The sequence below is a fragment of the Paucisalibacillus algeriensis genome (genome assembly GCF_000577245.1).
Lineage (GTDB): Bacteria > Bacillota > Bacilli > Bacillales > Amphibacillaceae > Ornithinibacillus.
The window spans coordinates 148,558-174,696 of sequence record NZ_CBYO010000011.1 but is presented as its reverse complement, the minus strand read 5'-3'; the positions used below and the strand labels follow the sequence as shown (position 1 = coordinate 174,696).

General features: G+C 35.5%; 26 protein-coding genes. 25 read left to right on the top strand and 1 reads right to left on the bottom strand.

Annotation, left to right across the window (positions count from 1 at the left end; translation table 11 throughout):
* The first annotated feature begins 34 nt into the window (after window positions 1-34).
* A complete protein-coding gene (gene rnc, locus TY11_RS08130) occupies window positions 35-712 on the top strand; it encodes a ribonuclease III (protein ID WP_042144889.1) in 678 nt (225 codons plus the stop codon).
* Between the two features lie 444 nt (window positions 713-1,156).
* Here the strand turns inward: rnc and TY11_RS08125 are convergent, their stop codons facing one another.
* Complete coding sequence (locus tag TY11_RS08125; RefSeq protein WP_042144888.1) at window positions 1,157-1,381, bottom strand: DUF1128 domain-containing protein; 225 nt, start codon at window positions 1,379-1,381, stop codon at window positions 1,157-1,159.
* A gap of 203 nt (window positions 1,382-1,584) precedes the next feature.
* On the opposite strand from TY11_RS08125, the gene smc reads away from it, so the two are divergent.
* The 24 genes from smc (at window position 1,585) to flgB (ending at window position 26,138) form a co-directional block, all read left to right on the top strand.
* On the top strand, window positions 1,585-5,151 hold the full coding sequence (gene smc / locus TY11_RS08120; RefSeq protein ID WP_042144887.1) for a chromosome segregation protein SMC: 3,567 nt from the start codon (window positions 1,585-1,587) through the stop codon (window positions 5,149-5,151).
* 17 nt (window positions 5,152-5,168) lie between these two features.
* Window positions 5,169-6,167 (top strand): signal recognition particle-docking protein FtsY, encoded by a 999-nt coding sequence (gene ftsY, locus TY11_RS08115; RefSeq protein ID WP_042144885.1) that lies wholly within the window; start codon window positions 5,169-5,171, stop codon window positions 6,165-6,167.
* Window positions 6,168-6,245: 78 nt separating this feature from the next.
* Window positions 6,246-6,572, top strand: coding sequence for a putative DNA-binding protein (locus tag TY11_RS08110; protein WP_042144883.1), 327 nt, complete (start codon window positions 6,246-6,248; stop codon window positions 6,570-6,572).
* Window positions 6,573-6,585: 13 nt separating this feature from the next.
* Window positions 6,586-7,935, top strand: coding sequence for a signal recognition particle protein (gene ffh, locus TY11_RS08105; protein WP_042144881.1), 1,350 nt, complete (start codon window positions 6,586-6,588; stop codon window positions 7,933-7,935).
* 153 nt (window positions 7,936-8,088) lie between these two features.
* Entirely contained in the window at window positions 8,089-8,361 is a 273-nt protein-coding gene (rpsP, locus tag TY11_RS08100) for a 30S ribosomal protein S16 (protein WP_026906094.1), read from the top strand.
* Window positions 8,362-8,375: 14 nt separating this feature from the next.
* Window positions 8,376-8,603, top strand: coding sequence for a KH domain-containing protein (locus TY11_RS08095; RefSeq protein ID WP_042144880.1), 228 nt, complete (start codon window positions 8,376-8,378; stop codon window positions 8,601-8,603).
* A 164-nt stretch (window positions 8,604-8,767) separates the two neighbouring features.
* Window positions 8,768-9,157 (top strand): YlqD family protein, encoded by a 390-nt coding sequence (locus TY11_RS08090; RefSeq protein WP_042144877.1) that lies wholly within the window; start codon window positions 8,768-8,770, stop codon window positions 9,155-9,157.
* 13 nt (window positions 9,158-9,170) lie between these two features.
* The gene (gene rimM / locus TY11_RS08085; protein WP_042144875.1) at window positions 9,171-9,686 is read left to right on the top strand and encodes a ribosome maturation factor RimM; all 516 of its coding nucleotides are present in this window, start codon (window positions 9,171-9,173) and stop codon (window positions 9,684-9,686) included.
* A complete protein-coding gene (gene trmD, locus TY11_RS08080) occupies window positions 9,686-10,426 on the top strand; it encodes a tRNA (guanosine(37)-N1)-methyltransferase TrmD (RefSeq protein WP_042144872.1) in 741 nt (246 codons plus the stop codon). The genes rimM and trmD overlap by 1 nt, the downstream gene beginning before the upstream one ends.
* 255 nt (window positions 10,427-10,681) lie before the next feature.
* Window positions 10,682-11,026, top strand: a complete 345-nt coding sequence (rplS, locus tag TY11_RS08075) for a 50S ribosomal protein L19 (protein ID WP_042144870.1) — start codon at window positions 10,682-10,684, stop codon at window positions 11,024-11,026.
* A 121-nt stretch (window positions 11,027-11,147) separates the two neighbouring features.
* Window positions 11,148-11,693: a signal peptidase I gene (lepB, locus tag TY11_RS08070; protein WP_042144868.1), complete on the top strand. Its 546-nt coding sequence runs from the start codon at window positions 11,148-11,150 to the stop codon at window positions 11,691-11,693.
* A gap of 5 nt (window positions 11,694-11,698) precedes the next feature.
* Window positions 11,699-12,553 (top strand): ribosome biogenesis GTPase YlqF, encoded by an 855-nt coding sequence (gene ylqF / locus TY11_RS08065; protein WP_042144865.1) that lies wholly within the window; start codon window positions 11,699-11,701, stop codon window positions 12,551-12,553.
* Window positions 12,554-12,712: 159 nt separating this feature from the next.
* Complete coding sequence (rnhB, locus tag TY11_RS08060) at window positions 12,713-13,480, top strand: ribonuclease HII (RefSeq protein ID WP_042144862.1); 768 nt, start codon at window positions 12,713-12,715, stop codon at window positions 13,478-13,480.
* A 15-nt stretch (window positions 13,481-13,495) separates the two neighbouring features.
* Window positions 13,496-15,181 carry a TP0910 N-terminal domain-containing protein gene (locus TY11_RS08055; RefSeq protein WP_155982684.1) on the top strand — a complete coding sequence of 562 codons (1,686 nt, stop codon included), beginning with the start codon at window positions 13,496-13,498 and terminating at the stop codon, window positions 15,179-15,181.
* Complete coding sequence (locus TY11_RS08050) at window positions 15,178-15,459, top strand: EscU/YscU/HrcU family type III secretion system export apparatus switch protein (RefSeq protein ID WP_042144859.1); 282 nt, start codon at window positions 15,178-15,180, stop codon at window positions 15,457-15,459. Before TY11_RS08055 ends, TY11_RS08050 begins: the two co-directional genes overlap by 4 nt.
* 92 nt (window positions 15,460-15,551) lie before the next feature.
* Entirely contained in the window at window positions 15,552-16,718 is a 1,167-nt protein-coding gene (gene sucC, locus TY11_RS08045; RefSeq protein WP_042144857.1) for an ADP-forming succinate--CoA ligase subunit beta, read from the top strand.
* A 240-nt stretch (window positions 16,719-16,958) separates the two neighbouring features.
* Window positions 16,959-17,861 carry a succinate--CoA ligase subunit alpha gene (gene sucD, locus TY11_RS08040; protein WP_042144855.1) on the top strand — a complete coding sequence of 301 codons (903 nt, stop codon included), beginning with the start codon at window positions 16,959-16,961 and terminating at the stop codon, window positions 17,859-17,861.
* 371 nt (window positions 17,862-18,232) lie between these two features.
* Window positions 18,233-18,940 (top strand): DNA-processing protein DprA, encoded by a 708-nt coding sequence (gene dprA, locus TY11_RS08035; protein WP_231495797.1) that lies wholly within the window; start codon window positions 18,233-18,235, stop codon window positions 18,938-18,940.
* Window positions 18,941-19,171: 231 nt separating this feature from the next.
* On the top strand, window positions 19,172-21,250 hold the full coding sequence (gene topA, locus TY11_RS08030; protein WP_042144852.1) for a type I DNA topoisomerase: 2,079 nt from the start codon (window positions 19,172-19,174) through the stop codon (window positions 21,248-21,250).
* A gap of 389 nt (window positions 21,251-21,639) precedes the next feature.
* Window positions 21,640-22,554: a tyrosine recombinase XerC gene (gene xerC / locus TY11_RS08025; protein WP_042144850.1), complete on the top strand. Its 915-nt coding sequence runs from the start codon at window positions 21,640-21,642 to the stop codon at window positions 22,552-22,554.
* Between the two features lie 18 nt (window positions 22,555-22,572).
* On the top strand, window positions 22,573-23,118 hold the full coding sequence (gene hslV, locus TY11_RS08020) for an ATP-dependent protease subunit HslV (RefSeq protein ID WP_081755875.1): 546 nt from the start codon (window positions 22,573-22,575) through the stop codon (window positions 23,116-23,118).
* Window positions 23,119-23,137: 19 nt separating this feature from the next.
* A complete protein-coding gene (gene hslU / locus TY11_RS08015; protein WP_042144848.1) occupies window positions 23,138-24,529 on the top strand; it encodes an ATP-dependent protease ATPase subunit HslU in 1,392 nt (463 codons plus the stop codon).
* Window positions 24,530-24,561: 32 nt separating this feature from the next.
* Window positions 24,562-25,341, top strand: coding sequence for a GTP-sensing pleiotropic transcriptional regulator CodY (gene codY / locus TY11_RS08010; protein ID WP_042144846.1), 780 nt, complete (start codon window positions 24,562-24,564; stop codon window positions 25,339-25,341).
* A 401-nt stretch (window positions 25,342-25,742) separates the two neighbouring features.
* Window positions 25,743-26,138: a flagellar basal body rod protein FlgB gene (flgB, locus tag TY11_RS08005; RefSeq protein ID WP_042144844.1), complete on the top strand. Its 396-nt coding sequence runs from the start codon at window positions 25,743-25,745 to the stop codon at window positions 26,136-26,138.
* Window position 26,139: the final 1 nt, after the last annotated feature.

Here is a 26,139-nt window from a genome sequence, read left to right as displayed (position 1 = left end):
TTTCCATATATCAACAAGAGGTGGCATATAAGAGATGAATCGAGAAAAACTAGAAAAAATGCTAAATCTTAAATTCCATAATATTGAACTAATCAAACAAGCATTTACGCATTCATCTTATGTGAATGAGCATCGTGATGGAAGCACTTCTGATAATGAGCGTTTAGAATTTTTAGGGGATGCAGTATTAGAGCTTGGAGTATCTCAATACCTATACCGAAAGTATCCTGACATGCCAGAGGGAGAAATGACCAAACTACGTGCTGCTATTGTTTGCGAGCCTTCTTTGGATGTATTTGCACGAAGTTTGAATTTTGGTGAACACATTCTTTTAGGTAAGGGTGAAGAGATGACTGGTGGCAGAAATCGTCCTGCATTACTTGCAGATGTATTTGAAGCTTTTCTAGGATCTTTATACCTAGATCAAGGTTTTATTACAGCTTTAGATTTTCTGGAAAAACATGTATTTCCTCAAATAGACACTGGTGCTTTTTCGCATGGGATGGATTATAAGAGTAAACTTCAAGAAGTTGTTCAACAAGATAAAAATCAGACAATCGAATATCAAATTGTGGACGAAAAAGGCCCATCACATAATAAAGAATTTGTAGCCGAATTACTTATTAATGGTGAAGCTCTTGGTTCAGGTGTAGGGAGAACCAAAAAAGAGGCGGAACAGCGTGCTGCAAAGGATGCTCTCGATAAATTTTAACTTTGAAGTAAGAGGTAGCAACTTCCTAAAATTACATGATGTATAAGTGAAATAGCATACTAACTTTATTAAGTTGGTATGCTATTTTTGATTGATAATTTAAGATTAAAAAAGTATAACTTTAGACATCAAAAATTAATGTTCAAAGTGCTGCTTTTTTAGACTATATCAAATTTATAGTTGCTATTTATTTTCGCTGTTGATAGAAACTATGGAGTAAAACTTCCTTGGATAGTGCTAAATTACCGCTCCGGCAGAATACTCCGCTTTTACTTCCAAGAAGGGGCGACATCTGCTCAAAAAGACCTCGCAGTGTCTACATTGCCACGGACACGGCTTCAGCCTCCTCACGGAAAAACACCGCTGCGGGATCTTCGGACACGTGCTACTCCCTTAGGACAATGGTTTTCGATTGGTCGAGTAAGCGCAGTAAAGTTACTATATCTAGATTTTTCTAACTCTACGAAGTTCTTCAATGAATGCTTGTGTTTCAGATACAGAAAGATTACCTTTTTTAATGATCATGTCATATAAAAACTTGATATCTTCATATTTAGTTAGGTCATAATCTTCTGGATCTAGCAGCGAACGGTTTACTACTGATAATCGTTCAGCTAAATCGTTTAGCATAATTGCTAGATTTTCTTTAGTTGGTTTTTCTAAATTCATTTTGCACCTCTTTTTTGGTGAGAAAGGGATAAAAATCTTCTAATACCCTGTCCACTCTTCTTTTGTGTCCATGTTTATGATAAAATAAATGCATTAAAAAGCCAATCAATATATTATTTTTATACAAATTGGTGTAGAGAAAAAGGGAAAATGGAATCGAACTGTATCAAAATGGGAGATTCGTTTCCAGTAGGAGAATGTCTATGTTTTTAAAGCGTTTAGAAAGTGTGGGTTTTAAATCTTTTGCCGAACGGATTAATGTGGAATTTGTTCCAGGTGTCACAGCAGTCGTTGGACCCAATGGAAGTGGGAAAAGTAATATAACTGATGCAATCCGTTGGGTGTTGGGTGAACAATCAGCAAAATCACTTCGTGGTACGAAAATGGAGGATATTATTTTCCAAGGTAGTGATAGTAGAAAAGCTCTTAATGTCGCTGAAGTCACACTTGTATTAGACAATAATGATCAAGCCCTACCATTAGACTATGATGAAGTTAGTGTAACTAGAAGGGTATATCGTTCAGGTGAAAGTGAATTTTACATTAACAAACAATCCTGCCGATTAAAAGATATAGTCGATTTGTTTCTAGATTCTGGCCTAGGAAAAGAAGCTTTTTCCATCATCAGTCAAGGTAAAGTAGAAGAAATTTTAAGTTCTAAGGCCGAAGAAAGACGTACAATATTTGAGGAAGCAGCAGGAGTTTTAAAATATAAAGGACGAAAAAAGAAAGCCGAATATAAGCTTGCGGAAACGCAAGAAAATTTAAACCGTGTAGAAGATATTATCTATGAAATCGAGACTCAACTAGAGCCTTTACAAGCACAAGCGGAAAAAGCTAAAGAATATTTAAAACAAAAAGACTTATTGAAGAATCAAGAAATATCGTTGCTTATTACCGAGATTGAGTTACTTCACAATGAATGGCAAGGGTTGTTAAGTGATATTGAGTCGGAGAAAATGGATGAAATCGCGTTAAAGACTTTGATTCATAAGAAAGAAGCCCAATTAGCTAACGAGCGTCAGGAAATCGAAAGAATTGACGAAACGATTAATGATCTACAAGAACGCTTATTGACAACAACCCAGCAACTTGAAAAATATGAGGGTAAAAAGCAAGTATTCCACGAAAGATCAAAGCATTTTACTGAGAATAAAGAAAAGCTTGAAACACAAAAACAAGAAACGGAAGAAAGAATTACCGTAATTAAATCGGAGCTTTTAGAGGAAACAAATAAATTAAATGAACTAATTGAAATAAGACGTAATACAAAAAGATTAGTAGAAGAGCTCAAAAGAAAGCTTACTATAGATCAAGATAATATAGCAGAACAAATAGAAGATCTTAAATCAGAGTACATTGAATTCTTAAATAAACAAGCTGCTAAACGTAATGAACGCCAGTCTATTTCCGGCCAAGTGCAACAAATAAATGCCAAAAAAGGAAAACAAGCAGAGAAATTTCAGGATTTGCTTGAATTACGTGAAGACTACACAAAGAAATTACAAGATGCTGAAGATTTAATGAAGTCAGCTGATAAAAAGTATCTTGAAAAAGAAGTATCTATAAGGGAAATTAAGAGAGATATTGAACAGAAGCGTCACCATTATCAAGATTCCCAAACTAAACTTTACCAAGGCTATCAATACATTGAAAAATTGAAGTCTAAAAAAGAAATGTTGGAAGAAATGAAAGAGGATTTTCAAGGATTCTTCCAAGGAGTTAAGTCAGTACTAAAAGCAAGAGAAAATGGTAAATTATTATCTATCCATGGAGCAGTTATTGAATTAATTGATGTTCCTAAATCTTATATTACTGCTATTGAGACTGTTCTTGGTGGTCAAGCACAGCATATTGTTGTGGAAAATGATGAAGCCGCGAGACTTGCAATAGCTTGGTTGAAGCAAACAAGTAGTGGACGAGCTACATTTTTACCATTAAAGTCAATCCAACCAAGATTTATTCCTCAAGATGTTTTGAACCAAGTGGAAGGTCATCCTGGTTTCATTGGAGTAGCTGGAAAGCTCGTAACTACAGATCCTTCATTTCAAAAAGCAGTTGATCATTTAATGGGGCATGTCGTAATAGCAAAGACATTAAAGGACGCTAATGATATTGCAAGACTAGTGATGCGTAAATATCGTATTGTTACACTTGATGGAGACGTGGTTAATCCTGGTGGTTCCATGTCCGGTGGGGCTCAAAAGAAGACTAATCAATCGCTTTTCACTAGAGAAAAGGATTTGCAAGAGTTATCTGAAAAACTAGAAGACTATACTGTTAAAGCACATGGTTTTGAAAAAAAGGTCCAAAAAGAGAAAAATCTATTAGCGGAATTAGAACTGAAATTACAAGAGCTTGAGTCAAGCTTTGCTAAAAATCAATTACAGCTCCAAGATGCTAAATCAAACCACAAAGAAATTGAATTAAAATTACTATCCTTACAAGAAAACTTATCTGTATATGATCAAGATAAGCAACAATTTGAACGTGATTCTAACGTTCTGGATAAGCGAGACCAAGAGCTGGAGCTTGAACTAAAGGATATTGAACATAAATTGCAAGTTTTGCAGGAGCAGATTGATAAGTTTACGAAGCAAGAACTTGAGTTTAAAGAAAACCAAGATCAGCTTCAACAGGATTATCATAACTATCAGGTTCAACTTGCAGAACAAGAAGAAAGGGTTAAAAACCAACAAGAAAAAACAAGTTCTTTACGACAAAGGTTAACCGAGCATACGAATCAGTATGAGTCGTTTGTTCAAGAATTGGATGAACTTATTGCAATAACGCATTCGGATGAAACAGAAGAAGAAATTAATGAGAAGCTTCACGAGAAAAGCGAAGAAAAAGAAACAATTACAACATCTATTCAAAAACTTCGCTCGGACAGATTGTTACGTACTCAAAATATGCAGGATGAAGAACGAGAACAGAAAGAGGAAAACAAAAAACATCAAGTTCTAATGCAAAGAATTCAACAAAAAGAAGTAAAAGCTAACCGTGTCGATGTAGAACTTGAGAATCGTCTTACTGTATTGCAGACAGAATATACCATTACATTTGAGCGAGCAAAACAAGAATATGAGAAAGTCGAAAATATAGAACAGGCTAAAAATAACGTCTCAGAAGTTAAAGCAAGTATTTCACGCCTAGGTAATGTGAACCTAGGTGCAATTGATGAATATGACCGTATTTCTGAACGTTATACATTCTTAACAGAACAAAGAAATGATCTTGTTCAAGCAAAAGAAACGCTTTTTGCTGTCATAAAAGAAATGGACGAAGAAATGGAACACTTATTTGGCACAACGTTCGCTCAAATTAAAGATGAGTTTGCTGTTGTGTTTAAGGAATTATTTGGTGGTGGTCATGCAGAGCTAAAGCTAACAGAACCAGGGAATTTGCTAGATACAGGTGTTGATATTATCGCTCAACCACCAGGTAAAAAGTTACAAAATTTAGGGCTTCTGTCAGGTGGAGAACGAGCTCTGACTGCAATTGCATTGTTATTTTCAATTTTAAGGGTAAGACCGGTTCCATTCTGTGTGTTAGACGAAGTCGAAGCTGCCCTTGATGAAGCGAATGTTGCAAGATTTGCTAAGTATGTAAAGCACTATAGTGAGGATACTCAATTTATTGTCATTACCCATCGTCAAGGTACGATGGAACAGGCAGATGTTCTATATGGAGTAACCATGCAGGAATCTGGTGTTTCACGTCTGGTTTCTGTTCGTTTGGAAGAGACGAAAGAGCTTATTCAATCATAAAGGAGTGTTTCAAGTTCATGAGCTTTATTCAAAAACTAAAGAATAAATTCAAACAAGAAAATGAAGAGGAAGTATCGGCTAAATATAAAGAAGGTATGGAAAAAACAAGAACATCCTTCTCTGGGAAAATTAATGATCTAATAGCGCGTTACCGTAAAGTGGATGAAGACTTCTTTGAGGAATTAGAAGAAGTGCTCATTTCTGCAGATGTTGGTGTGATGACTGTAATGGATTTAATTGATGAATTGAAATTTGAGGTTCAACGTCGCAAAATTAAAGAAACAAAAGAAGTTAAAGAAGTAATTTCTGAAAAACTGGTTGACATCTATTACGGTGACGATGACGAAGAAATCGAAACATTAAATGTGCTAGAAGATGGTTTAACGATTATTCTTGTGGTAGGTGTGAATGGTGTTGGAAAAACAACATCAATTGGTAAATTAGCACATCGATTAAAGGAAGAAGGTAAATCTGTTATGTTAGCCGCAGGGGATACGTTCCGTGCGGGTGCAATAGAACAATTAGAAGTATGGGGTGAACGTGCCGGTGTTGAAGTCATTAAACAAAGCGCTGGAAGTGACCCGGCAGCTGTTATCTTTGATGCAATTAAAGCTGCAAAATCTCGTGAAGTCGATGTATTGCTCTGTGATACGGCAGGAAGATTACAAAATAAAGTTAACCTTATGAATGAGTTATCAAAGGTGAAACGAGTTATTGAAAGAGAAGTTCCTGGCGCTCCACATGAAGTACTACTGGTATTAGATGCAACTACTGGTCAAAATGCCCTTAGTCAGGCAAAAACCTTCTCAGAATCTACCGATGTCACTGGAATCGTGTTAACGAAGCTAGATGGTACTGCGAAAGGTGGTATTGTCCTAGCGATTCGCCATGAATTAAATATTCCTGTAAAGTTTGTTGGTTTAGGTGAAAAAGCAGAAGATATGCAGAAATTTGACGCGAACGCGTTTGTTTATGGATTATTTGCTGATATGTTAGAAGAACCAATGGAAGAATAGGTAACTTATACTTGCAAAACAATATTTCGTTCGTTAAGATAAAATGTAAAGGATTTTCACTTAACAAGGGGTGGTATTATGCTAGATAAAACGACTAGAATGAATTATTTATTAGATTTTTACCAAGCATTATTAACCCCAAAGCAGCGTAATTATATGGAGATGTACTATCTTGAGGACTATTCTTTAGGGGAAATATCGGAAGAAGCAAATGTATCCAGGCAAGCTGTCTACGACAATATTAAAAGAACGGAAACAATGTTAGAATCCTATGAAAAGAAATTACATCTATATGATAAGTTTGAGAAACGAATGAAATTAATTCAAAAGATTGAGGAGCAAATCTCAGACTCAGAAAATCAACAGTTTACAACATATATAAACCAACTAAAAGAATTAGATTAGGGGGACACCTTTTATGGCGTTTGAGGGACTAGCTGATCGCCTGCAAAATACGATTAAAAAAATCACAGGTAAAGGGAAAGTTTCAGAACAAGATGTAAAAGAAATGACCCGGGAAATTCGTTTAGCATTACTTGAGGCTGATGTTAACTTTAAAGTGGTTAAAGATTTAATCAAGCGTATTAAAGAACGAGCAATTGGTCAAGAGGTAATGGAAAGCCTTACACCCGGTCAACAGGTAATCAAGGTTGTAAAAGAAGAACTGACAGAACTAATGGGTGGGGAGCAAAGTAAGATTGCTGTAAGTGATCGCCCCCCTACAGTTATTATGATGGTAGGATTACAAGGTGCCGGTAAAACAACTACAACTGGTAAACTGGCGAACCTTCTTAGGAAGAAGTATAATCGCTCACCTCTACTAGTTGCATGTGATGTTTATCGACCTGCTGCTATTAAACAATTAGAGACACTTGGTTCTCAATTAAATATGCCTGTATTTTCTATGGGTACGGAAGCAAATCCAGTTGATATCGCCAAGAATGCTATTGCGAAAGCAAAAGAGGAACATTATGATTATGTGCTAATTGATACTGCTGGTAGACTACATGTTGACACAGATTTAATGGAAGAATTAGCTCAGATAAAAGCAACAGTTAAACCGGACGAAATCTTCCTTGTGGTTGATGCAATGACAGGGCAAGATGCTGTTAATGTTGCGGAAAGTTTTAATGAGCAATTAGATATTTCTGGTGTTGTTTTAACGAAGCTTGACGGTGATACACGTGGCGGAGCTGCTTTATCAATTAAGGCAGTTACCGGTAAATCCATAAAGTTCGCTGGTATGGGTGAGAAACTTGACCAATTAGAGGCGTTTCACCCAGAACGTATGGCATCCCGAATATTAGGGATGGGTGATGTATTAACGCTAATTGAAAAGGCTCAGGCATCAGTCGATGAGAAGCAAGCTAAGGATTTAGAAGAGAAAATGCGAAATGCAAGCTTTACCTTCGATGACTTTTTAGAGCAAATGAGTCAAGTTAAAAAAATGGGACCTTTAGAAGATTTATTGGCTATGATACCAGGTGCTAATAAAATGAAAGGGTTAAAAAACGTTCAATTTGATGAAAAACAACTTGTTCATGTAGAAGCCATCATTCAATCAATGACCAAACAGGAACGTCAAGATCCAAGCATTATGAATGCAAATCGCAAAAAGCGAATTGCCAAAGGTTCTGGAACGTCCGTGTCTCAAGTGAATCGCTTGCTAAAACAATTTGAAGAAATGAAAAAAATGATGAAACAAATGACCAATATGCAAAAAGGCAAAAAAGGAAAAGGCTTCAAAATGCCATTCAACCCTTTTTAAGTAATAAGTAGAGGGCTTGTAAGGGAAATGAAAAGTTGGGAAAATAGAATAAGTATATTGAAAAAACAACATGTAATGTAAAAACACTTTACAGACCAAAAACTTTCTGTTAAAATCAATTCTTGTGAGAACAAAATAATGGAGGTGCAAGTAATGGCAGTAAAAATTCGTTTAAAACGTATGGGTTCTAAAAGAAATCCTTTCTATCGTATTGTTGTAGCAGATTCACGTTCTCCTCGTGACGGACGTTCTATTGAACAAATTGGAACTTATAATCCAGTAGTTGATCCAGTTGAAGTTAAAATAGATGAGGCAAAAGCACTTGATTGGATGACAAAAGGTGCTAAGCCAAGTGATACAGTACGTAACTTATTCTCAAAAGAAGGCATCATGAAGAAATTCCACGAACAAAAAACTAATAAGTAAAGTGGTGTGATATCATGAAAGCCCTAATTGAATCGATTGTAACACCATTGGTAGATTATCCTGAAGATGTCACTGTAACAGAAAGAGAAGAAGATACAAAAATTGTATACCATCTTACTGTTAATCAACAAGATGTTGGTAAGGTAATTGGAAAAAATGGACGTATTGCAAAAGCGATTCGTACAGTTGTTTATGCAGCAAAGTCAGATGCTAATAAACGAATCTATTTAGATATCATGTAAAGGGAAAGGGAAACCTTTCCCTTTTTCCACATTTACAGAGGTTGCTTTTAGATAAGAAATAAAACTTTTTAATGCTCTGAGCTACCCGGATAAACGGTAAATTCCGCGGGTTAATTAAATAATTCCATCTCACATTGAGAATGGTCCGAGAGCGAGGAATACACATGAAAATAATAAAAAAGGTTGTTATTAAGCAAGTTATTTCCGAAAAAAGTAAATCTGTATTACAAGAAAAATTTAATAAACACATAATGCGACTTGAACAAGAGTGTCAACAGCTGTTATTCGAACAACGAAAATTACAAAATAAAAAAAGTATTTCCAAACAAGAACTCCATGATCGTTTCCAACAAGAAATTAAAAATCGCAAAGAAAAAGTTAAGTTAGCAGCTTTTAAAATAGAACAATTGGAAATGCTAGAAATTGGAAGCGAAATTGTTGAAAGTGAAGTTGAAGCTCTTGTTGAGGTAAAAGAGGGAACGCATTGGAATGAGATTATGGAACAAACAGCTATCATCATTAAAGATGGAGTTGTTGTTCGGATTGATAACTAGTAGGTGAGAGAAAATGAAAGAAAAAATGTTTACTGTTGGGAAAATTATAAATACACATGGAATTCGCGGAGATGTTAAGGTTCTTCGAGTAAGTGATTTTGAAGAGCGGTTTGATCTTGGAAACACACTTTATCTTGTTACGGCTGATAAGGTTGTTACGGAACTAATTATTGATGGACATAGAATCCATAAAGGATTTGATTTAGTACATTTTAAGGGTTTAAATAATATAAATGATGTGGAGCATTTTAAGGGCTCAAGCTTGAAAATACCAGAATCACAGCTTTCAGAGCTAGGAGAAAACGAATACTATTATCATGAAATCATAGGTTGTGAAGTATTTACGAGTGATGGTAATTCTTTAGGGCTTGTAAAAGAAATACTATCACCCGGTGCTAACGATGTATGGGTAGTGAAACCATCTAAAGGTAAAGATATATTAGTTCCTTATATTGAAGATGTTGTAATTGATATTAATGTAGAAGGAAAGCGTATTATTATAGAACCTATGGAAGGGCTGCTAGAATAATGCAAATTGACATCCTAACATTGTTCCCAGAAATGATTGAAAGTGTTTTTAATACTTCTATCTTAAAAAAAGCCCAAGATAAAAATAAGTTTCAATATAATTTAATAAATTTCCGAGAATACACAGAAAATAAACATAATAAAGTGGATGACTATCCATATGGTGGGGGAGCTGGTATGGTATTATCTCCCCAACCTATATTTGATGCGGTTGAATCGATTACGAAAGAAAAAGATTCAGTACCCCGTGTTGTGTTAATGTGTCCGCAGGGTGAACGTTACACACAGAAAAAAGCAGAAGAATTAGCTAAAGAGGATCATCTTATTATTATTTGTGGTCATTATGAAGGCTATGATGAACGAATCCGTGAGCATCTTGTGACGGACGAAATCTCAATCGGTGACTATGTGTTAACTGGAGGGGAACTAGGTGCAATGGTAGTGGCTGATAGTGTTGTTAGACTATTACCTGATGTACTTGGAAACGAAGAATCTGCACCACAAGATTCATTTTCAACTGGCTTATTGGAACATCCACATTACACAAGGCCAGCTAATTTCAGAGGTATGAAAGTCCCAGAGGTTCTAACATCAGGTGACCACGCAAAAATTGAGACCTGGCGTCGCCAAGAATCTCTAAGAAGAACCTACCAACGCCGAAAAGACTTGTTAGAGTACTACCCTCTAACAGAACAAGATAAGAAGATTTTAAAAGAAATAGATAGTAAAGAAGTAAAATAATAACTATATAGGAAGAATATTTGCTAATAGTTACACTGAGCGGCTGGAATACATGGAAAGTGGAGTGTTTCCAAGCTGCGATTTGATTGAAATCCTAAAGGTGATTTTAAGGATATTTTTTTAATAACTAGTTGAAGTCTACCACTACTTATGATATATTATTTATTGTGCTAAAAGAAGATTAAGCGCATATAAACGATGTTCCGCTGTTACCATCATGTATTAAGAGCATTGGTTTGGAAGGAGTGAAGCAGGATGCAAAAATTAATCGAAGAAATCACAAAAGATCAACTTCGTACTGATCATCCTGATTTCCGCCCAGGAGATACTGTAAAAGTTCACGTTAAAGTTGTTGAAGGAACTCGTGAACGTATTCAGATATTCGAAGGTGTCGTTATTAAACGTCAAAACGGTGGAATCAGCGAGACATTTACTGTAAGAAAAATTTCTTATGGTGTAGGTGTTGAACGTACTTTCCCAGTGCATTCACCTCGTCTTGATAAAATCGAAGTAACTCGCCGTGGTATTGTTCGTCGTGCGAAATTATACTATCTTCGTAACCTACGCGGAAAAGCAGCACGTATCAAAGAACGTCGATAAGACTGTAAAACGAAATGTATTATTTGTAAGGAGCTTGGTATTTTGTTCAAGCTCCTTTTTACATAAAATAATAGGTTCAAGTATTTGAATAAGATACTTAGTAGGTTTCGGAGGTTAGAGTATGGCGAAAGGAAAGAGTGAATGGTTAGATTGGGCAAAGGCTCTTTTAATTGCATTTGGATTAGCCTTTCTAGTTAGAACCTTTCTATTTACACCAATTATTGTTGATGGTCCTTCCATGCAACCAACACTTCAAGATCGAGATCAAATGATTGTTAACAAGTTTACGTATAGGTTCGATGAGCCAGAACGATTTGATATAGTAGTGTTTCATGTAAACGATCAAAAAGATTTTATTAAACGTGTTATAGGCTTACCTGGAGAACATGTTGCATATAAGGATAATATTTTATACATAAATGGTCAGCCTATAGAAGAAAAGTTTTTTACCGAGAATCAAATGGATATTCATACGAATGATTTTACTTTAGAAGAAATTAAAGGTAATTATTCTACAGTGCCAGAAGGACATGTCTTTGTTTTAGGTGATAATAGGACAAATTCAACTGATAGCAGGTTGCTTGGGCCAATACCTATTGATCAGATTGTTGGAAAAGCAAGTGTCATCTACTGGCCATTTGACCGATTTGAGTTTATAGGAGAGTAAATGGTATGACAATACAATGGTTTCCAGGCCATATGGCAAAAGCGAGACGAGAAATTGAAGAGAAGCTTAAACTTGTTGATTTTGTGATGGAACTGGTGGATGCGCGTGCGCCTTTGTCATCCCAAAATCCCATGCTACGACAAGTACTACAAAATAAATCGAAAATGGTCTTATTAATGAAACGAGATTTAGCGGATCCAAAAGTTACAAATGAATGGATTGAATATTATAAAGAAAACGATATTCCGGCAATAGCGGTAAATGTAAATGATAAAACTGATATAAGTCGTGTCATCCAGCAAGCTAAAGAATTAGGACAAATAAAGCTAGAAAAATTAATGAAAAAGGGAATAAAACCTAGGCCTGCACGGGCAATGATTGTTGGTATTCCAAATGTTGGAAAGTCTACATTAATAAATCGATTAGCAAATAAGAAAGTAGCAAAAGTGGGAGATCGCCCTGGTGTGACAAAGCAACAACTTTGGATAAAGGTAAAGAAGGAATTTGATTTACTCGATACACCTGGTATTCTTTGGCCAAAGTTTGAGGACCAAAAGGTGGCTTACCGTTTGGCCGCAATTGGGACAATAAAGGATCAATTACTCTCCTTACAAGATATAGTTGTATTTGTCATCAATTATCTTAAAGAGTATTATCCAAATCAGCTAGAGGAACGTTATCAAATTGAATCACATGAAGAAGACATGTTGGACATTTTTGTTAAAATAGGAAAGCTAAGGGGTGCACTGGAAAGTGGTGGGACTGTTAACCTTGATAAAGTATCAGACCTTATACTCCGCGATTTGAGAACGGGTCGATTAGGAAATATTACCTTAGAAAGACCAACAGATGGACAATAAAGACATACGTCAAATACGATGGATGTCTTTTCTTTTTGGAATTTTCGCTTGTAAACAAGTAGTAATCCACATTGATTGCTACCCTGTATTTTTAGAAGTAAATAAAAAATTTACGTATTTAATATTATGCCGATATAAAAGAGAGAGATAGGTGCTTACGTGACGAAACAGTCAATTACTGAAATAAGAACGTTACTTCGTGAAGACAACTTAACAGAAACAGATATTGCCTTATTTAAACAAGATACGCGAAAAGGTGTACAACAGTTGATAGCAACTTATGAGAAAAATAAGCTTAAAAAGCAGGCGCTCGAAAAGGATTTTTACGAAATGTGTACATACGAGCGAAATTGTCGATTAGCAGGCAAGCAATTGATTGCTGGTATTGACGAAGCAGGGAGAGGCCCACTTGCTGGACCTGTAGTTGCTGCAGCAGTTATTTTACCTGATAATTTTAAGCTACTAGGTTTAAATGATTCTAAGCAGATTAGCGTATCAAAACGAAATGAATTTTTTGACATTATTAAAGAAAGTGCTATTAGTTATGGAATATCAATAATAGATAGTCGGATGATAGATAAGGTCAATATTTTTGAAGCAACTAAACTTGCAATGAAAGAAGCGTTGTTACAATTAAATCCACCAGCTGACCATGTGCTCATCGATGCGGTAAAGTTAGATAACCTTCCATGTACATCTGAACATATCATAAAGGGAGATTCTAAGAGTATTTCTATTGCTGCAGCAAGTATATTAGCAAAAGTTACCCGTGATAGGTTAATGAATGAGATCCATGAAGAGTATCCTATGTATGATTTCAAATCTAACATGGGATATGGTACAAAGTATCACATGGAAAAATTAAAAGAGTATGGTATTTCACCATATCATCGCAAATCATTTGCCCCAGTTAGAGAGAATATCTAGAAGTGAGTGATCTAGTTGAGTATTCAAAAAGTGTTAGGAAGTCAATTGCCAATGCTACAAGAAACTGGTCAAACCCTCAGGACAGGTCAAATTATTCAAGGGAGAATAGTAAAGCTATACCCAAATAATAAAGCGAATATCCAGCTTGGGACAAATAAATTAATAGCTCAGCTAGAAGCCTCACTTGCGGTTGGAGAAAATTACCATTTCCAAGTTCAATCCTCAGAAGATATGATCCATTTAAGGGTATTGGGCGATGCTTTAACTTACAAAAACCAAGCTAATCTTCTGGAATTACTTCAGCATTTAGGGATTAAAGCGACAAAAGTAAACCAGGACTTTGTGCGTTCTCTTCTAGAGAAAAAAATTCCCTTTGATAAAAGCCAATTACACCGTGCAATAGTATTGTTAGAAGGAGCTTCTGATAGAGGACAGGCCCAGAACGTTTTACATGACATGATGGTGAGACGATTTCCAATCAAAACTTCAATATTCCTGGCTCTACAGGAAAGATTATCAAGTAGCTTTTCAGAGAGAATTGGAGCATTAAATCATGATGCCATATCCTCTTCATCGTCACAGAACCATCTTCAGTCAAGATTATTAGAGCAGCTTCATAGGTTACTAAGTCCAGATAAAATTGTACCAAACCTAAAAGCTATTGCCGAAAATCAGGAGTTATTCCATTTGATGAAGTCCGTCCAAATAATTGATCAGGATTCGCGGTTTATGGATTGGGGTAATCGGGTAAAAAATGCTTTGAGTGGAAATTTATCTGAAATAAACCAGCTAGTAAATCTGGATAAGTTACAGAACCTATATACTATCGATTCAATCCGCAAAAATGTCGTATCCATCCTAAACAGATTTGGGGAGGCTCTACAATCCAGTATAGCGAAGAAGATACCTTTGGCCCCGGAAGTATTCGCCAGTTTAATAAAAGAAGTTGATCAAAAAGTCTTTCAACCGTTGCAAAATAAAAACAATCTTATCGTTAATAATCCACAGCAATTACACTACTTACTTCGGGAGTTAGAGATATTAGTTAATAGTCAAGGTCTCGATCGTTTTACACATCAATTTATTAAGGACATATTTGCTAAACAGGCAAGAAATGTATTACAAAATGTTGGATTGCAATATGAAAAAGCTATTTTGCATGACGAAAATAATCCGGCTACTTCATTAAAGGCGATACTATTGTCATTGGTTCAATCAAGTGATGGATTTATACAGGATCAAGCCAATAAGTTGTTACATTTTGTCAACGGAATGCAGTTACAATCCGTACAGGAGACGGATAAATTTATTCAAGCTAATCTACTAGTCCCTGCAATCAAATTAGGGTTAAAAAGTGATGTAGAACTGAATTTTGAAGGAAAGAAAAACGATAATGGAGTGATTGACCCCAATTTTTGTCGAGTTATATTTTATCTAGATCTTGCAACAATTAAAAAGACTGTAGTGGATATGCATGTACAAAAACGGGCAATATCATTAACCATTTTAAATGATAATCCATTAGAAAATATTATGAAACCCTTACAATCTTTGTTGAAGGAAGGATTAGAAAAAATAAATTATCATTTGTCGAGTGTCAGCCATAGACCGTTAAAAAGCCAAGAATTAGATCATTCAAAGAATAAGTTTATCTATCATAATCAGTATTCCACTTACCAGGGAGTTGACCTGCGAATATGAATGAAAATAGACAAAAAGCAGTTGCGTTAAGCTACGATCAAGAAAAAGAATTTACACCACGTGTCAGCGCAAAAGGTAAGGGACTTGTTGCTGATAATATCATAAATAAAGCAAAAGAAAATCAAATTCCAATCATAGAAGATAAGACCCTTATTGAATTGCTTTCCGAACTGGATATTAATGAGAAAATTCCAGAAGATTTGTATCAGGCAGTGGCAGAGGTGTTTGCATTTATCTATCAAACGGACAAAAAAATCGAACTAAGGAATAAGTATTAGATAAATTACGACAAAAAATTTCTCTTTTCTTGTACAATTATATGTTTTTTAATACAATGAAAATGCAGTGATTTTTGATGGGAGGACAAAGAATGAATATTCATGAGTACCAAGGGAAAGAAATTTTACGCAAATATGGTGTAAAGGTTCCTAATGGATATGTTGCATATACAGTAGATGAAGCTGTAGAGGCAGCTGATAAGTTAGGTACATCAGTAACTGTAGTTAAAGCACAAATTCATGCTGGTGGACGCGGTAAAGCTGGTGGTGTAAAAGTAGCTAAGAATTTAGATGAAGTTCGTACATATGCTAATGAAATTCTTGGTAAAACACTTGTTACACATCAAACTGGCCCAGAAGGTAAAGAAGTTAAGCGTTTACTAATTGAAGAGGGCTGTGATATTCAGAAAGAATATTACGTTGGGGTAGTCCTTGATCGTGCTACTTCTCGTGTTGTCATGATGGCATCTGAAGAAGGCGGAACTGAAATTGAAGAAGTTGCAGCAGAAACACCTGAAAAGATTTTCAAAGAAATAATTGATCCTGTTGTTGGATTATTACCTTATCAAGCTCGTAGACTAGCTTTTAATATTAATATTCCTGATGAATTAAATGGTAAAGCAGTTAAGTTCATGATGGGCTTATACCAAGCATTTGTTGATAAGGACTGTTCTATTGCTGAAATAAACCCGCTAGTAACAACTGGAGATGGTGAAGTATTAGCATTAGATGCCAAAATGAACTTTGATGATAATGCGTTATACCGTCAAAAAGATGTAATCGAATACCGTGATTTAGATGAAGAAGATGAAAAAGAAATTGAAGCTTCTAAATATGACCTAAGCTACGTAGCTCTAGATGGTAACATCGGTTGTATGGTTAATGGTGCCGGCCTTGCAATGTCTACTATGGACATCATCAAGCATTATGGCGGTGAACCCGCTAACTTCCTTGATGTTGGGGGCGGTGCTACTGCTGAAAAGGTTACAGAAGCATTCAAGATTATTTTGTCCGATAAGAATGTAAAAGGAATTTTTGTTAACATTTTCGGTGGAATTATGAAATGTGATGTTATTGCTGAAGGTGTAGTAGCAGCTACTAAAGAAGTCGGATTAAATCTACCATTAGTAGTTCGCTTAGAGGGTACTAATGTTGATTTAGGAAAGAAAATTTTAAATGAATCTGGATTAAATATAATTCCTGCTGATTCGATGGCGGATGGTGCAGAGAAGATTGTTTCCTTAGTCAAAGAGGCTTAGGTGGAATTGGCAGATAGGAAAGTAAAAAATCTTTCCCGACTGCATAAGAAAAACTAACATAGAAAGTTCTCGTCGCAAGAATCAGGTGGAGGTGTACTCCTCGCGAGAGCTACAAGAATTATTATCGAGAAGCTTCTCATGGAGTAACACCAGTAGCTGGTTTGCTAGTGGCGAGTGAATGTGAGTTTTTCTAAAAATCTTGTATATTAACAGACTAGATTTTGGAAAGGACGGACGTAAATGAGTGTATATGTTAATAAAGATACAAAAGTAATTGTCCAAGGGATTACTGGCGGAACAGCTAGATTCCATACGAAACAAATGCTTGAATATGGTACGAAGATTGTTGGCGGAGTAACACCTAAAAAAGGTGGTACAGAAGTAGAAGGAGTGCCTGTATTTAATACAGTAAAAGATGCAGTTGATACTACCGGTGCTACTGCATCTGTAATCTATGTTCCTGCACCTTTTGCAGCAGATGCGATTGTCGAAGCTGTTGATGCTGAATTAGATTTAGTTATCTGTATAACAGAACATATTCCTGTACTTGATATGGTAAAAGTTAAGCGTTATATGGAAGGTAAAAAGACACGTTTAATTGGACCAAACTGTCCTGGAGTAATTTCTCCAGATGAGTGTAAAATTGGTATCATGCCAGGATATATTCATACAAAAGGACATATTGGTGTCGTTTCACGTTCTGGAACATTAACATATGAAGCTGTACATCAACTTTCACAGGCTGGTTATGGTCAAACTTCAGCTGTTGGTATTGGTGGAGACCCAGTGAATGGCACTAACTTTATTGATGTATTAAAAGCATTTAACGAAGATCCTGAGACTTATGCAGTTGTTATGATTGGTGAGATCGGTGGAACTGCTGAAGAGGAAGCGGCTGAATGGGTTAAAGCTAATATGAAAAAACCTGTAGTAGGATTTATTGGTGGAGCTACTGCACCTCCAGGTAAACGTATGGGTCATGCTGGAGCTATTATCTCTGGTGGTAAAGGAACTGCTGAAGAAAAAATCCGTGTCATGAATGAATGTGGAATTGCTGTTGCAGAAACTCCTTCAGTTATCGGAGAGACAATGATTCGTGTTCTGGAAGAAAAAGGGTTAGCTGAAAAGTGTAAAACTCACTAAAATTAATAAAAGGCTGGGACATAACTAAATTGTTCGTTTCTTCTTGGTAACAAAAAAGTTATGTCCTAGCCATTTAACTTCAGTAGTTTGGAGAGTTATAATGCTTTCCAACTGCAGCTAAGTTTGGGCTTACTCATTCGCCAAGAGCTTTTAATTAATAGGAAGGAAGTGTTCATTTGCAGAAAAATATCAGGGACAGACTCATACATCTTCACAGATGTCGTGGATTAACAAGGAATAAACTTCGAAGACTACTCCATATAGACCCCTCTTTATCACAACTCTACTTTTTATCTTCTTCCCAAATAAGCAACTATCTATCAATAAACAAAAAAAATGCCGAAGTCCTTTATCAGGATATACATAGTCAAATGATAGTAGAAGAAATTCATAGGGACCTATTATTTTATAAGATTATCACAATCATTGACGAAAAGTACCCCGCTATGTTAAAAACAATTAAAGATGCACCACTAGTTTTATATGCTTCAGGAGATACTTCCTTATTATTTGATGCTCCCGCGATCAGTGTTATAGGAACTAGAAATCCCTCTGAAGCTGCTTTTCTGAAAACAAAATTTGTTATCGATCCTTTAATCAGAGAAAATTGGGTTGTTGTTAGTGGCATGGCCAAGGGTATTGATAGTCTTGCACATAAGTTAACATTAAATGAAAATGGCAAAACTATTGCTGTATTAGGTAATGGATTTCACCATATTTACCCAAGAGACAATAAAAGGTTATTCTATCAAATTGAACAAAATGGATTGGCTATTTCCGAATACCCACCCAATGTACCGCCTAAAAAGTATCACTTCCCAGAAAGAAACCGAATAATCAGTGGCTTAAGCTTTGCGACTTTAGTTATAGAGGCAACGGAGAAAAGTGGTACCATGATTACGGTAGACCAGGCATTAGACCAAGGAAGGGAAGTATATGCAGTACCAGGATCTCCACATGTGCCACAAACAAAAGGTTGTCTCAAACTAATTCAAGAAGGAGCTAAACTAGTCATAACCCACGAAGATATCCAAAAAGATTGGGAAACGCAAGGGTTATATTGGTATAAATGTATGTAAACTGTTAATAGGAATTATTTGTATGTTTGACAAATAAACCGTATATATTTAATATAGGTGAGGATTTAATAATCGAAATTTTATTAGAGTAGAAAATTTGGAGCTAAAATCTGAAAATGTTGACATTTTTATCATCTATTCTTACATTTAGATGTATAGTTATTTAAGGACACGAATGATTTAGGAGATAAATGTACTAGATTTTCGTTACCTCAGTTAAGGAGGAAAAGGATGGCAGACTATCTCGTAATTGTAGAATCACCTGCAAAAGCGAAAACGATTGAACGATATTTAGGTAAAAAATATAAAGTAAAAGCATCTATGGGACATGTTATTGATTTGCCAAAAAGTCAAATGGGTGTTGATGTAGAAGAAGGTTACAAGCTCAAGTATATTACAATTCGTGGTAAAGGTGATATTTTAAAGGATTTAAAAAAATCTGCAAAGAAAGCAAAAAAAATATATCTAGCAGCCGACCCTGATCGTGAAGGGGAAGCAATAGCTTGGCATTTAGCACATGCATTAAATGTAGACGAAAATTCTAAATGTCGTGTTGTATTTAATGAAATTACCAAAGATGCGATTAAAGAGTCATTTAAAAATCCACGTTCTATTGATACTGATTTAGTAGATGCACAGCAGGCTAGAAGGGTACTCGATCGATTAGTTGGTTATAACATTAGTCCATTACTTTGGAAAAAAGTAAAAAAAGGTTTAAGTGCTGGTCGTGTGCAATCAGTAGCACTAAAAATGATAATTGATCGTGAAAATGAAATTAATAGTTTTAAGCCAGAAGAGTATTGGTCAATAGAAGCGAATTTTCAAAAAGATAAAGAATTATTTGAAGGATCATTTTATGGTATTGATGGGAAGAAGTTGGAGTTATCTTCTGAGTCAGAAGTAAAAGAAGTTTTAAGTAAACTGGTAGATAAAAAGTTTACGATAGATAAAGTGACGAAAAAAGAAAGACGTCGTAACCCTGCGAAACCTTTTACTACATCATCCCTGCAACAGGAAGCAGCAAGAAAATTAAATTTCCGAGCAAGGAAAACAATGATGATTGCACAACAATTATATGAAGGTATTGATCTTGGTAAATCTGCTGGGGGTATTACTGGTCTTATAACATACATGCGTACAGATTCCACACGAATCTCTAATACAGCAAAAGACGAGTCAAAAGGGTATATTGAGGATAAATACGGAAGTGAATATTTAGGGATAAATAAAACTGAAAAGGTCAATGAAAAAGCGCAGGATGCTCATGAGGCAATTCGACCAACATCTGTACTAAGAGAACCAAATTCACTTAAATCTGTGTTATCCAGAGACCAACTAAGGTTGTATAAGCTTATATGGGAACGCTTTTTAGCGAGTCAGATGGCTCCTGCTGTGTTGGATACGATGACGGTTACACTAACTAATAACAATGTGGAATTCCGTTCTACTGGCTCTAAAGTTAAGTTCAAAGGGTTTATGAAAGTATATGTGGAGGGAACTGATGATAATAAAAAGCAAGAGGATAAATTCCTTCCAAATTTAGAAGAAGGTATGACAATTGATGCCAAAGAGATTAATCCCAATCAACACTTTACACAGCCACCACCACGTTTTACAGAAGCCAGATTAGTAAAAACAATGGAGGAATTAGGAATAGGTAGACCATCAACCTATGCCCCTACATTGGATACCATTCAACGCCGTGGTTATGTGACCTTGGATAATAAACGATTTATTCCGTCTGAACTCGGTACAATTGTTGTAGATCTATTAAAAGAGTTCTTCCCGGAAATAATTGATGTGGAATTTACAGCAAAAATGGAAAATGATTTAGATGCTATTGAAGAAGGCGAAGTTGAGTGGGTTAATATTATTGATGATTTTTACCATGGATTTCAGAAACGGTTAAGTGTAGCTGAGGAAGAAATGGATAAAGTAGAGATTAAAGATGAACCTGCCGGTATTGATTGTGAAAACTGTGGACATGAAATGGTTTACAAGATGGGACGTTATGGAAAATTCTTAGCTTGTTCTAATTTCCCTGATTGTCGCAATACCAAACCAATCTTGAAAGAAATTGGTGTTACTTGTCCGAAGTGTAAGGAAGGTAATGTTGTAGAACGTAAGTCGAAGAAACGTCGAGTTTTCTATGGGTGTGATCGTTTTCCGGAGTGTGACTTTGTGTCATGGGATAAGCCAATTTCCAGACCGTGCCCTAAATGTGATTCTTTACTAGTTGAAAAGAAAAACAAGAAGGATACCCAAATCGTTTGTACAAACTGTGATTATAAAGAGAATAGTCAAGCATAAAAGAGTCGCTCATACCCTGAGCGACTTTTATTTAGGTCTGTATGTTTTACATATATTAAAAAGGGTAAAGAATAATAATTGTTTTAGATTATAATTTTTGAACAATTGGTAAAAATGGTAGATAGGTGATTAATTCTAAATATTTATAGGTATCGAATAATGTCGAAAAATGAGGAGTTCTTTGTTGACTATTAATTCTTGAATCGCTATAATTATCCAGTGGTAAGAGAATCTACTTGACAGTATTACCTATGATTGGAAAAGGTTTGGACTTAATATGTTTAGTGTTGCGTTCAATTCAGAATTTTGTTACAATTTTGTTAAGTTCATTGCAAAAACTAATTCATATGTGATATATTATTAGGTGGCTGTTAGGTTGAGGTGAGTATTTGGAAAATTTTGTACAGTTTCAAAAGCTTTTTAGAGAATATCTGCAAATAGAAAAAAATGCTTCACCGTACACAGTTGAGTACTACAATCATGACTTGGATGAATTCTTTTCCTTTTTACATCAAGAAGGAATCGGTACATTTCAGGAAGTTGATCTCCCGTGTATTCGTTTGTTTCTAACTACTCTCTTTGATAAGAAGCTATCGAGAAGGTCTGTTTCAAGAAAAATATCAAGTCTGCGTACTTTCTTTAAGTTTTTGGAAAGAGAAGAAATTATTGAAACGAATGCCTTTTTACTCATTACTTTACCAAAAGCATCTAAGCCCATTCCGGGATTTTTGTATGAAGAAGAAATGGTAAAGCTATTTGAAAGTAATGATGCTCGGGACCCATTGGGCCAAAGAAATTTAGCACTGTTAGAAACACTCTATGGTACTGGTATTCGTGTAAGTGAATGTCAACACTTGCGTCTAAGGGATATTGACTTTTCGATAGGGACAATGCTGGTTAAAGGAAAAGGAAATAAAGAAAGATATGTCCCTTTCGGTAGTTTTGCTGAAAAAGCCCTACAATTATACATACATAATGGTAGAAATCAACTACTCGAAAAGTCGGAAACAAATTCAGAATCGGTATTCCTTAACGCTAGAGGTAATCCAATTACAACTCGAGGGATAAGATTAATACTTAAACAAATGGTAGAAAAAGCAGCACTTACAAATAATATCCATCCACATAAGTTAAGACATACCTTTGCTACCCATATGTTAAATGAAGGTGCAGATTTAAGGACCGTACAAGAACTCTTGGGACATGAAAGCTTATCGTCTACTCAAATTTATACACATGTCACAAAAGATCATTTGCGTAATATCTATTTAAATAGCCACCCTAGAGCAAAAAGTCAGGAATAACGGATGAGGTGATTTTTGTTGGCACATCAAATACATGCCACCACAATATTTGCCGTTCAGCATAACGGACAGTGTGCAATGAGTGGTGATGGTCAGGTTACTCTGGGAAATTCCGTTGTTATGAAACATAAAGCTAAAAAGGTTAGAAGATTATACAAAGGCCAAGTTTTAGCGGGATTTGCTGGTTCTGTTGCAGATGCTTTTACCCTATTTGAGAAATTTGAAGGGAAACTAGAGGCATTTAATGGTAATTTAACCAGAGCGGCAGTTGAATTAGCACAAGAATGGCGCAGTGATAAGGTTCTGCGAAAGTTAGAGGCAATGCTTATCGTGATGAATAAGGAAAGTATGTTGCTAATATCTGGAACTGGAGAGGTAATTGAGCCTGATGATGGTATCCTTGCAATTGGTTCAGGTGGGAACTATGCACTTAGTGCTGGTAGGGCTCTTGTGAACTATTCAGAAGATATGTCAGCAAAGGAAATTGCACTTGCTGCAATGAAAATTGCTGGAGAAATCTGTGTGTTTACAAATGATCAAATTACACTAGAAGTACTTGATTAAAGAGGAGGCCTTCGCAAATATGGGGATAGACTATACTCCGAGACAAATTGTTAGCCAACTTGACAATTACATCATTGGTCAACAAAATGCAAAAAAGTCGGTTGCTGTTGCCCTTAGAAATAGGTATCGTAGATCTTTGTTAGATGAAAAACTTAAGGATGAAATTGTTCCGAAAAATATTCTTATGATTGGGCCAACAGGTGTTGGTAAAACCGAAATAGCTAGACGCTTAGCAAAGCTGGTGGGTGCACCTTTTGTAAAGCTAGAAGCGACAAAGTTTACAGAGGTTGGCTATGTGGGACGCGATGTTGAATCGATGGTTCGTGATTTAGTGGAAATGTCTTTACGTATGGTAAAGGAAGAAAAAATGAACGAAGTATTGGATAAAGCAAAGGAAGAGGCAGAGAAGAAACTCGTAAAACTTCTAGTTCCACAAGTGAAAAAACAGTCAACCATTTCTAATCCTTTTGAAATGCTATTTTCAGGCCAAGGTACTCAACATGATACCGATGACGCGGAAAAAGATGAGGAAATTAAGAGTAAACGTAGTAGAGTTGCTCATCAACTTGCAATGGGTGAATTAGAAGACCATATAGTATCAATTGAGATAGAGGAAATTCCGCCATCTATGTTTGATATGCTACAAGGTTCTGGGATGGAACAGATGGGTATGAATATGCAAGATGCGTTAGGACAATTCATGCCGAAGAAAAAGAAAAAACGGAAGCTTCCTGTTTCTGAAGCTAGAAAAGTTCTTACGCAACAAGAGGCGCAAAAACTTGTTGATATGGAAGAGGTCTCTCAGGAAGCAATAAGTAGAGCTGAACAATCAGGTATTATTTTTATTGATGAAATTGATAAAATTGCAGGTAAACATGATAACTCACCCAATGTATCACGCGAAGGTGTACAACGTGATATCCTACCAATTGTAGAAGGATCTACGGTTGTAACAAAGCATGGTCCTGTTAAAACAGACCATATGCTTTTTATTGCAGCGGGGGCATTTCATATGGCAAAACCATCTGATTTAATACCTGAGTTACAAGGAAGATTTCCGATTAGGGTAGAGCTAGAGAAACTTTCTGTGGATGACTTTGTCCGAATTCTGAATGAGCCATCTAATGCCCTGTTAAAACAGTACCAAGCTCTACTTAAAACAGAAGGTATAAATGTAGTTTTTACCGACAAAGCTGTAAATAGAATTGCGGAAATCGCTTATCAAGTAAATCAAGACACAGATAACATTGGTGCTAGAAGACTTCATACCATCCTAGAAAAATTACTAGAGGATTTATCATTTGAAGCGCCAGACGTTTCCATGGAAAAGGTAGAAATAACTCCGGAATATGTCGATCAAAAACTTAGCACGATTGTTAAAAATAAAGACTTAAGTCAATTCATATTGTAAATATTAATTAAAAAAATGGAGGATTACACGAAATGGAACTATTAAATCGCGCAAGAAAAATCAACTCAATGTTGCAAAAAGCAACAGGTAAATCAGTAAACTTCAACGATATGGCTGGATCACTTACAGACGTAATCAAAGGAAATGTGTTCATCTTAAGTAGAAGAGGCAAGCTTCTTGGTTATGCTATTAATCAAGAAATCGAAAACGAGCGTATGAAATCTATGCTAGAAGAAAGACAATTCCCAGAGGAATATACAGAAGGTTTATTCCACATCCATGAAACTACAGCGAACTTAGATATTAACAGCCAATATACTGTATTCCCAGTGGAAAACAAAGACTTATTCCAAAGTGGCTTAACTACAATCGTTCCAATTATTGGTGGGGGAGAGCGTCTTGGAACGCTGATCATCGGAAGATTGAAAGAGACTTTTAATGATGATGACTTATTATTAGCTGAATATGGGGCTACAGTAGTTGGTATGGAAATTCTACATGAAAAGACAGAAGAAATTGAAATGGAAGCTAGAAGTAAAGCTGTTGTTCAAATGGCAATCAGTTCCCTTTCTTACAGCGAACTAGAAGCAATTGACCATATCTTTGAAGAACTTAATGGTAACGAAGGTCTTCTTGTAGCAAGTAAAATTGCAGACCGTGTAGGTATTACAAGATCTGTTATCGTAAATGCACTAAGAAAATTAGAGAGTGCTGGTGTAATTGAGTCACGTTCACTGGGTATGAAAGGAACATATATCAAAGTTCTAAATGACAAGTTTCTAGTGGAATTAGAAAAATTACGTTCTAGATAAATAAAAAAAGAATTCATAGAAAATCTATGAATTCTTTTTTTACTTCCAATATAAAAATAATAAGGCTAGCGTAATCCCAATGTGTTGTGGAGATGCTAGCTTTTTTGTAGAAATGATGATAATTGAAAATGAGAAAATAGATAAATAGTACTAATTATTAGTTTCAATGTCATGTTTTTTTTCCATATATCTACATTTATTTACTTCAAAAATAGTAATATGCAAAATATATTATTGTTATATAGTGAAATATACCTAGTATTAAGCTCCCGTTTTCGCGAAACCATTAGAAATCTGTCGAATTTTGATAGACTTTATCCCAGATATAAATTACAATATTCGTATAGAATTAATTATTTCTGTCCGTTTTGATTAATATTTTTTGAAAAGGAGGGCTATAAATGAATCTGTTTAGTGGAACGATTAATACTTTGCAACAGTCGCTAAATTATTCTTCTATTAAAAATCAGACGATTGCTTCGAATATTGCTAATGTAGATACTCCTAATTACAAGGCGAAGGATGTCGTTTTTAAAGACATACTTCAAAACGAGTTATCTAGCTCATTAGCTGCTAAGAAAACAAACCCCAGACATTTACCTTTTGACCAAGAACATCGATCATCCTATCAAATAGTTCAAAGGAATAATACAACATTTAATCATAATGGAAACAATGTGGATATCGATAAGGAAATGGCAGAATTAGCCCAAAACCAAATCTATTATCAAAGTTTAGTAGATCGAATAAATGGTAAGTTTAATAGTTTGCAAACGGTAATTAAAGGAGGAAGGTAAG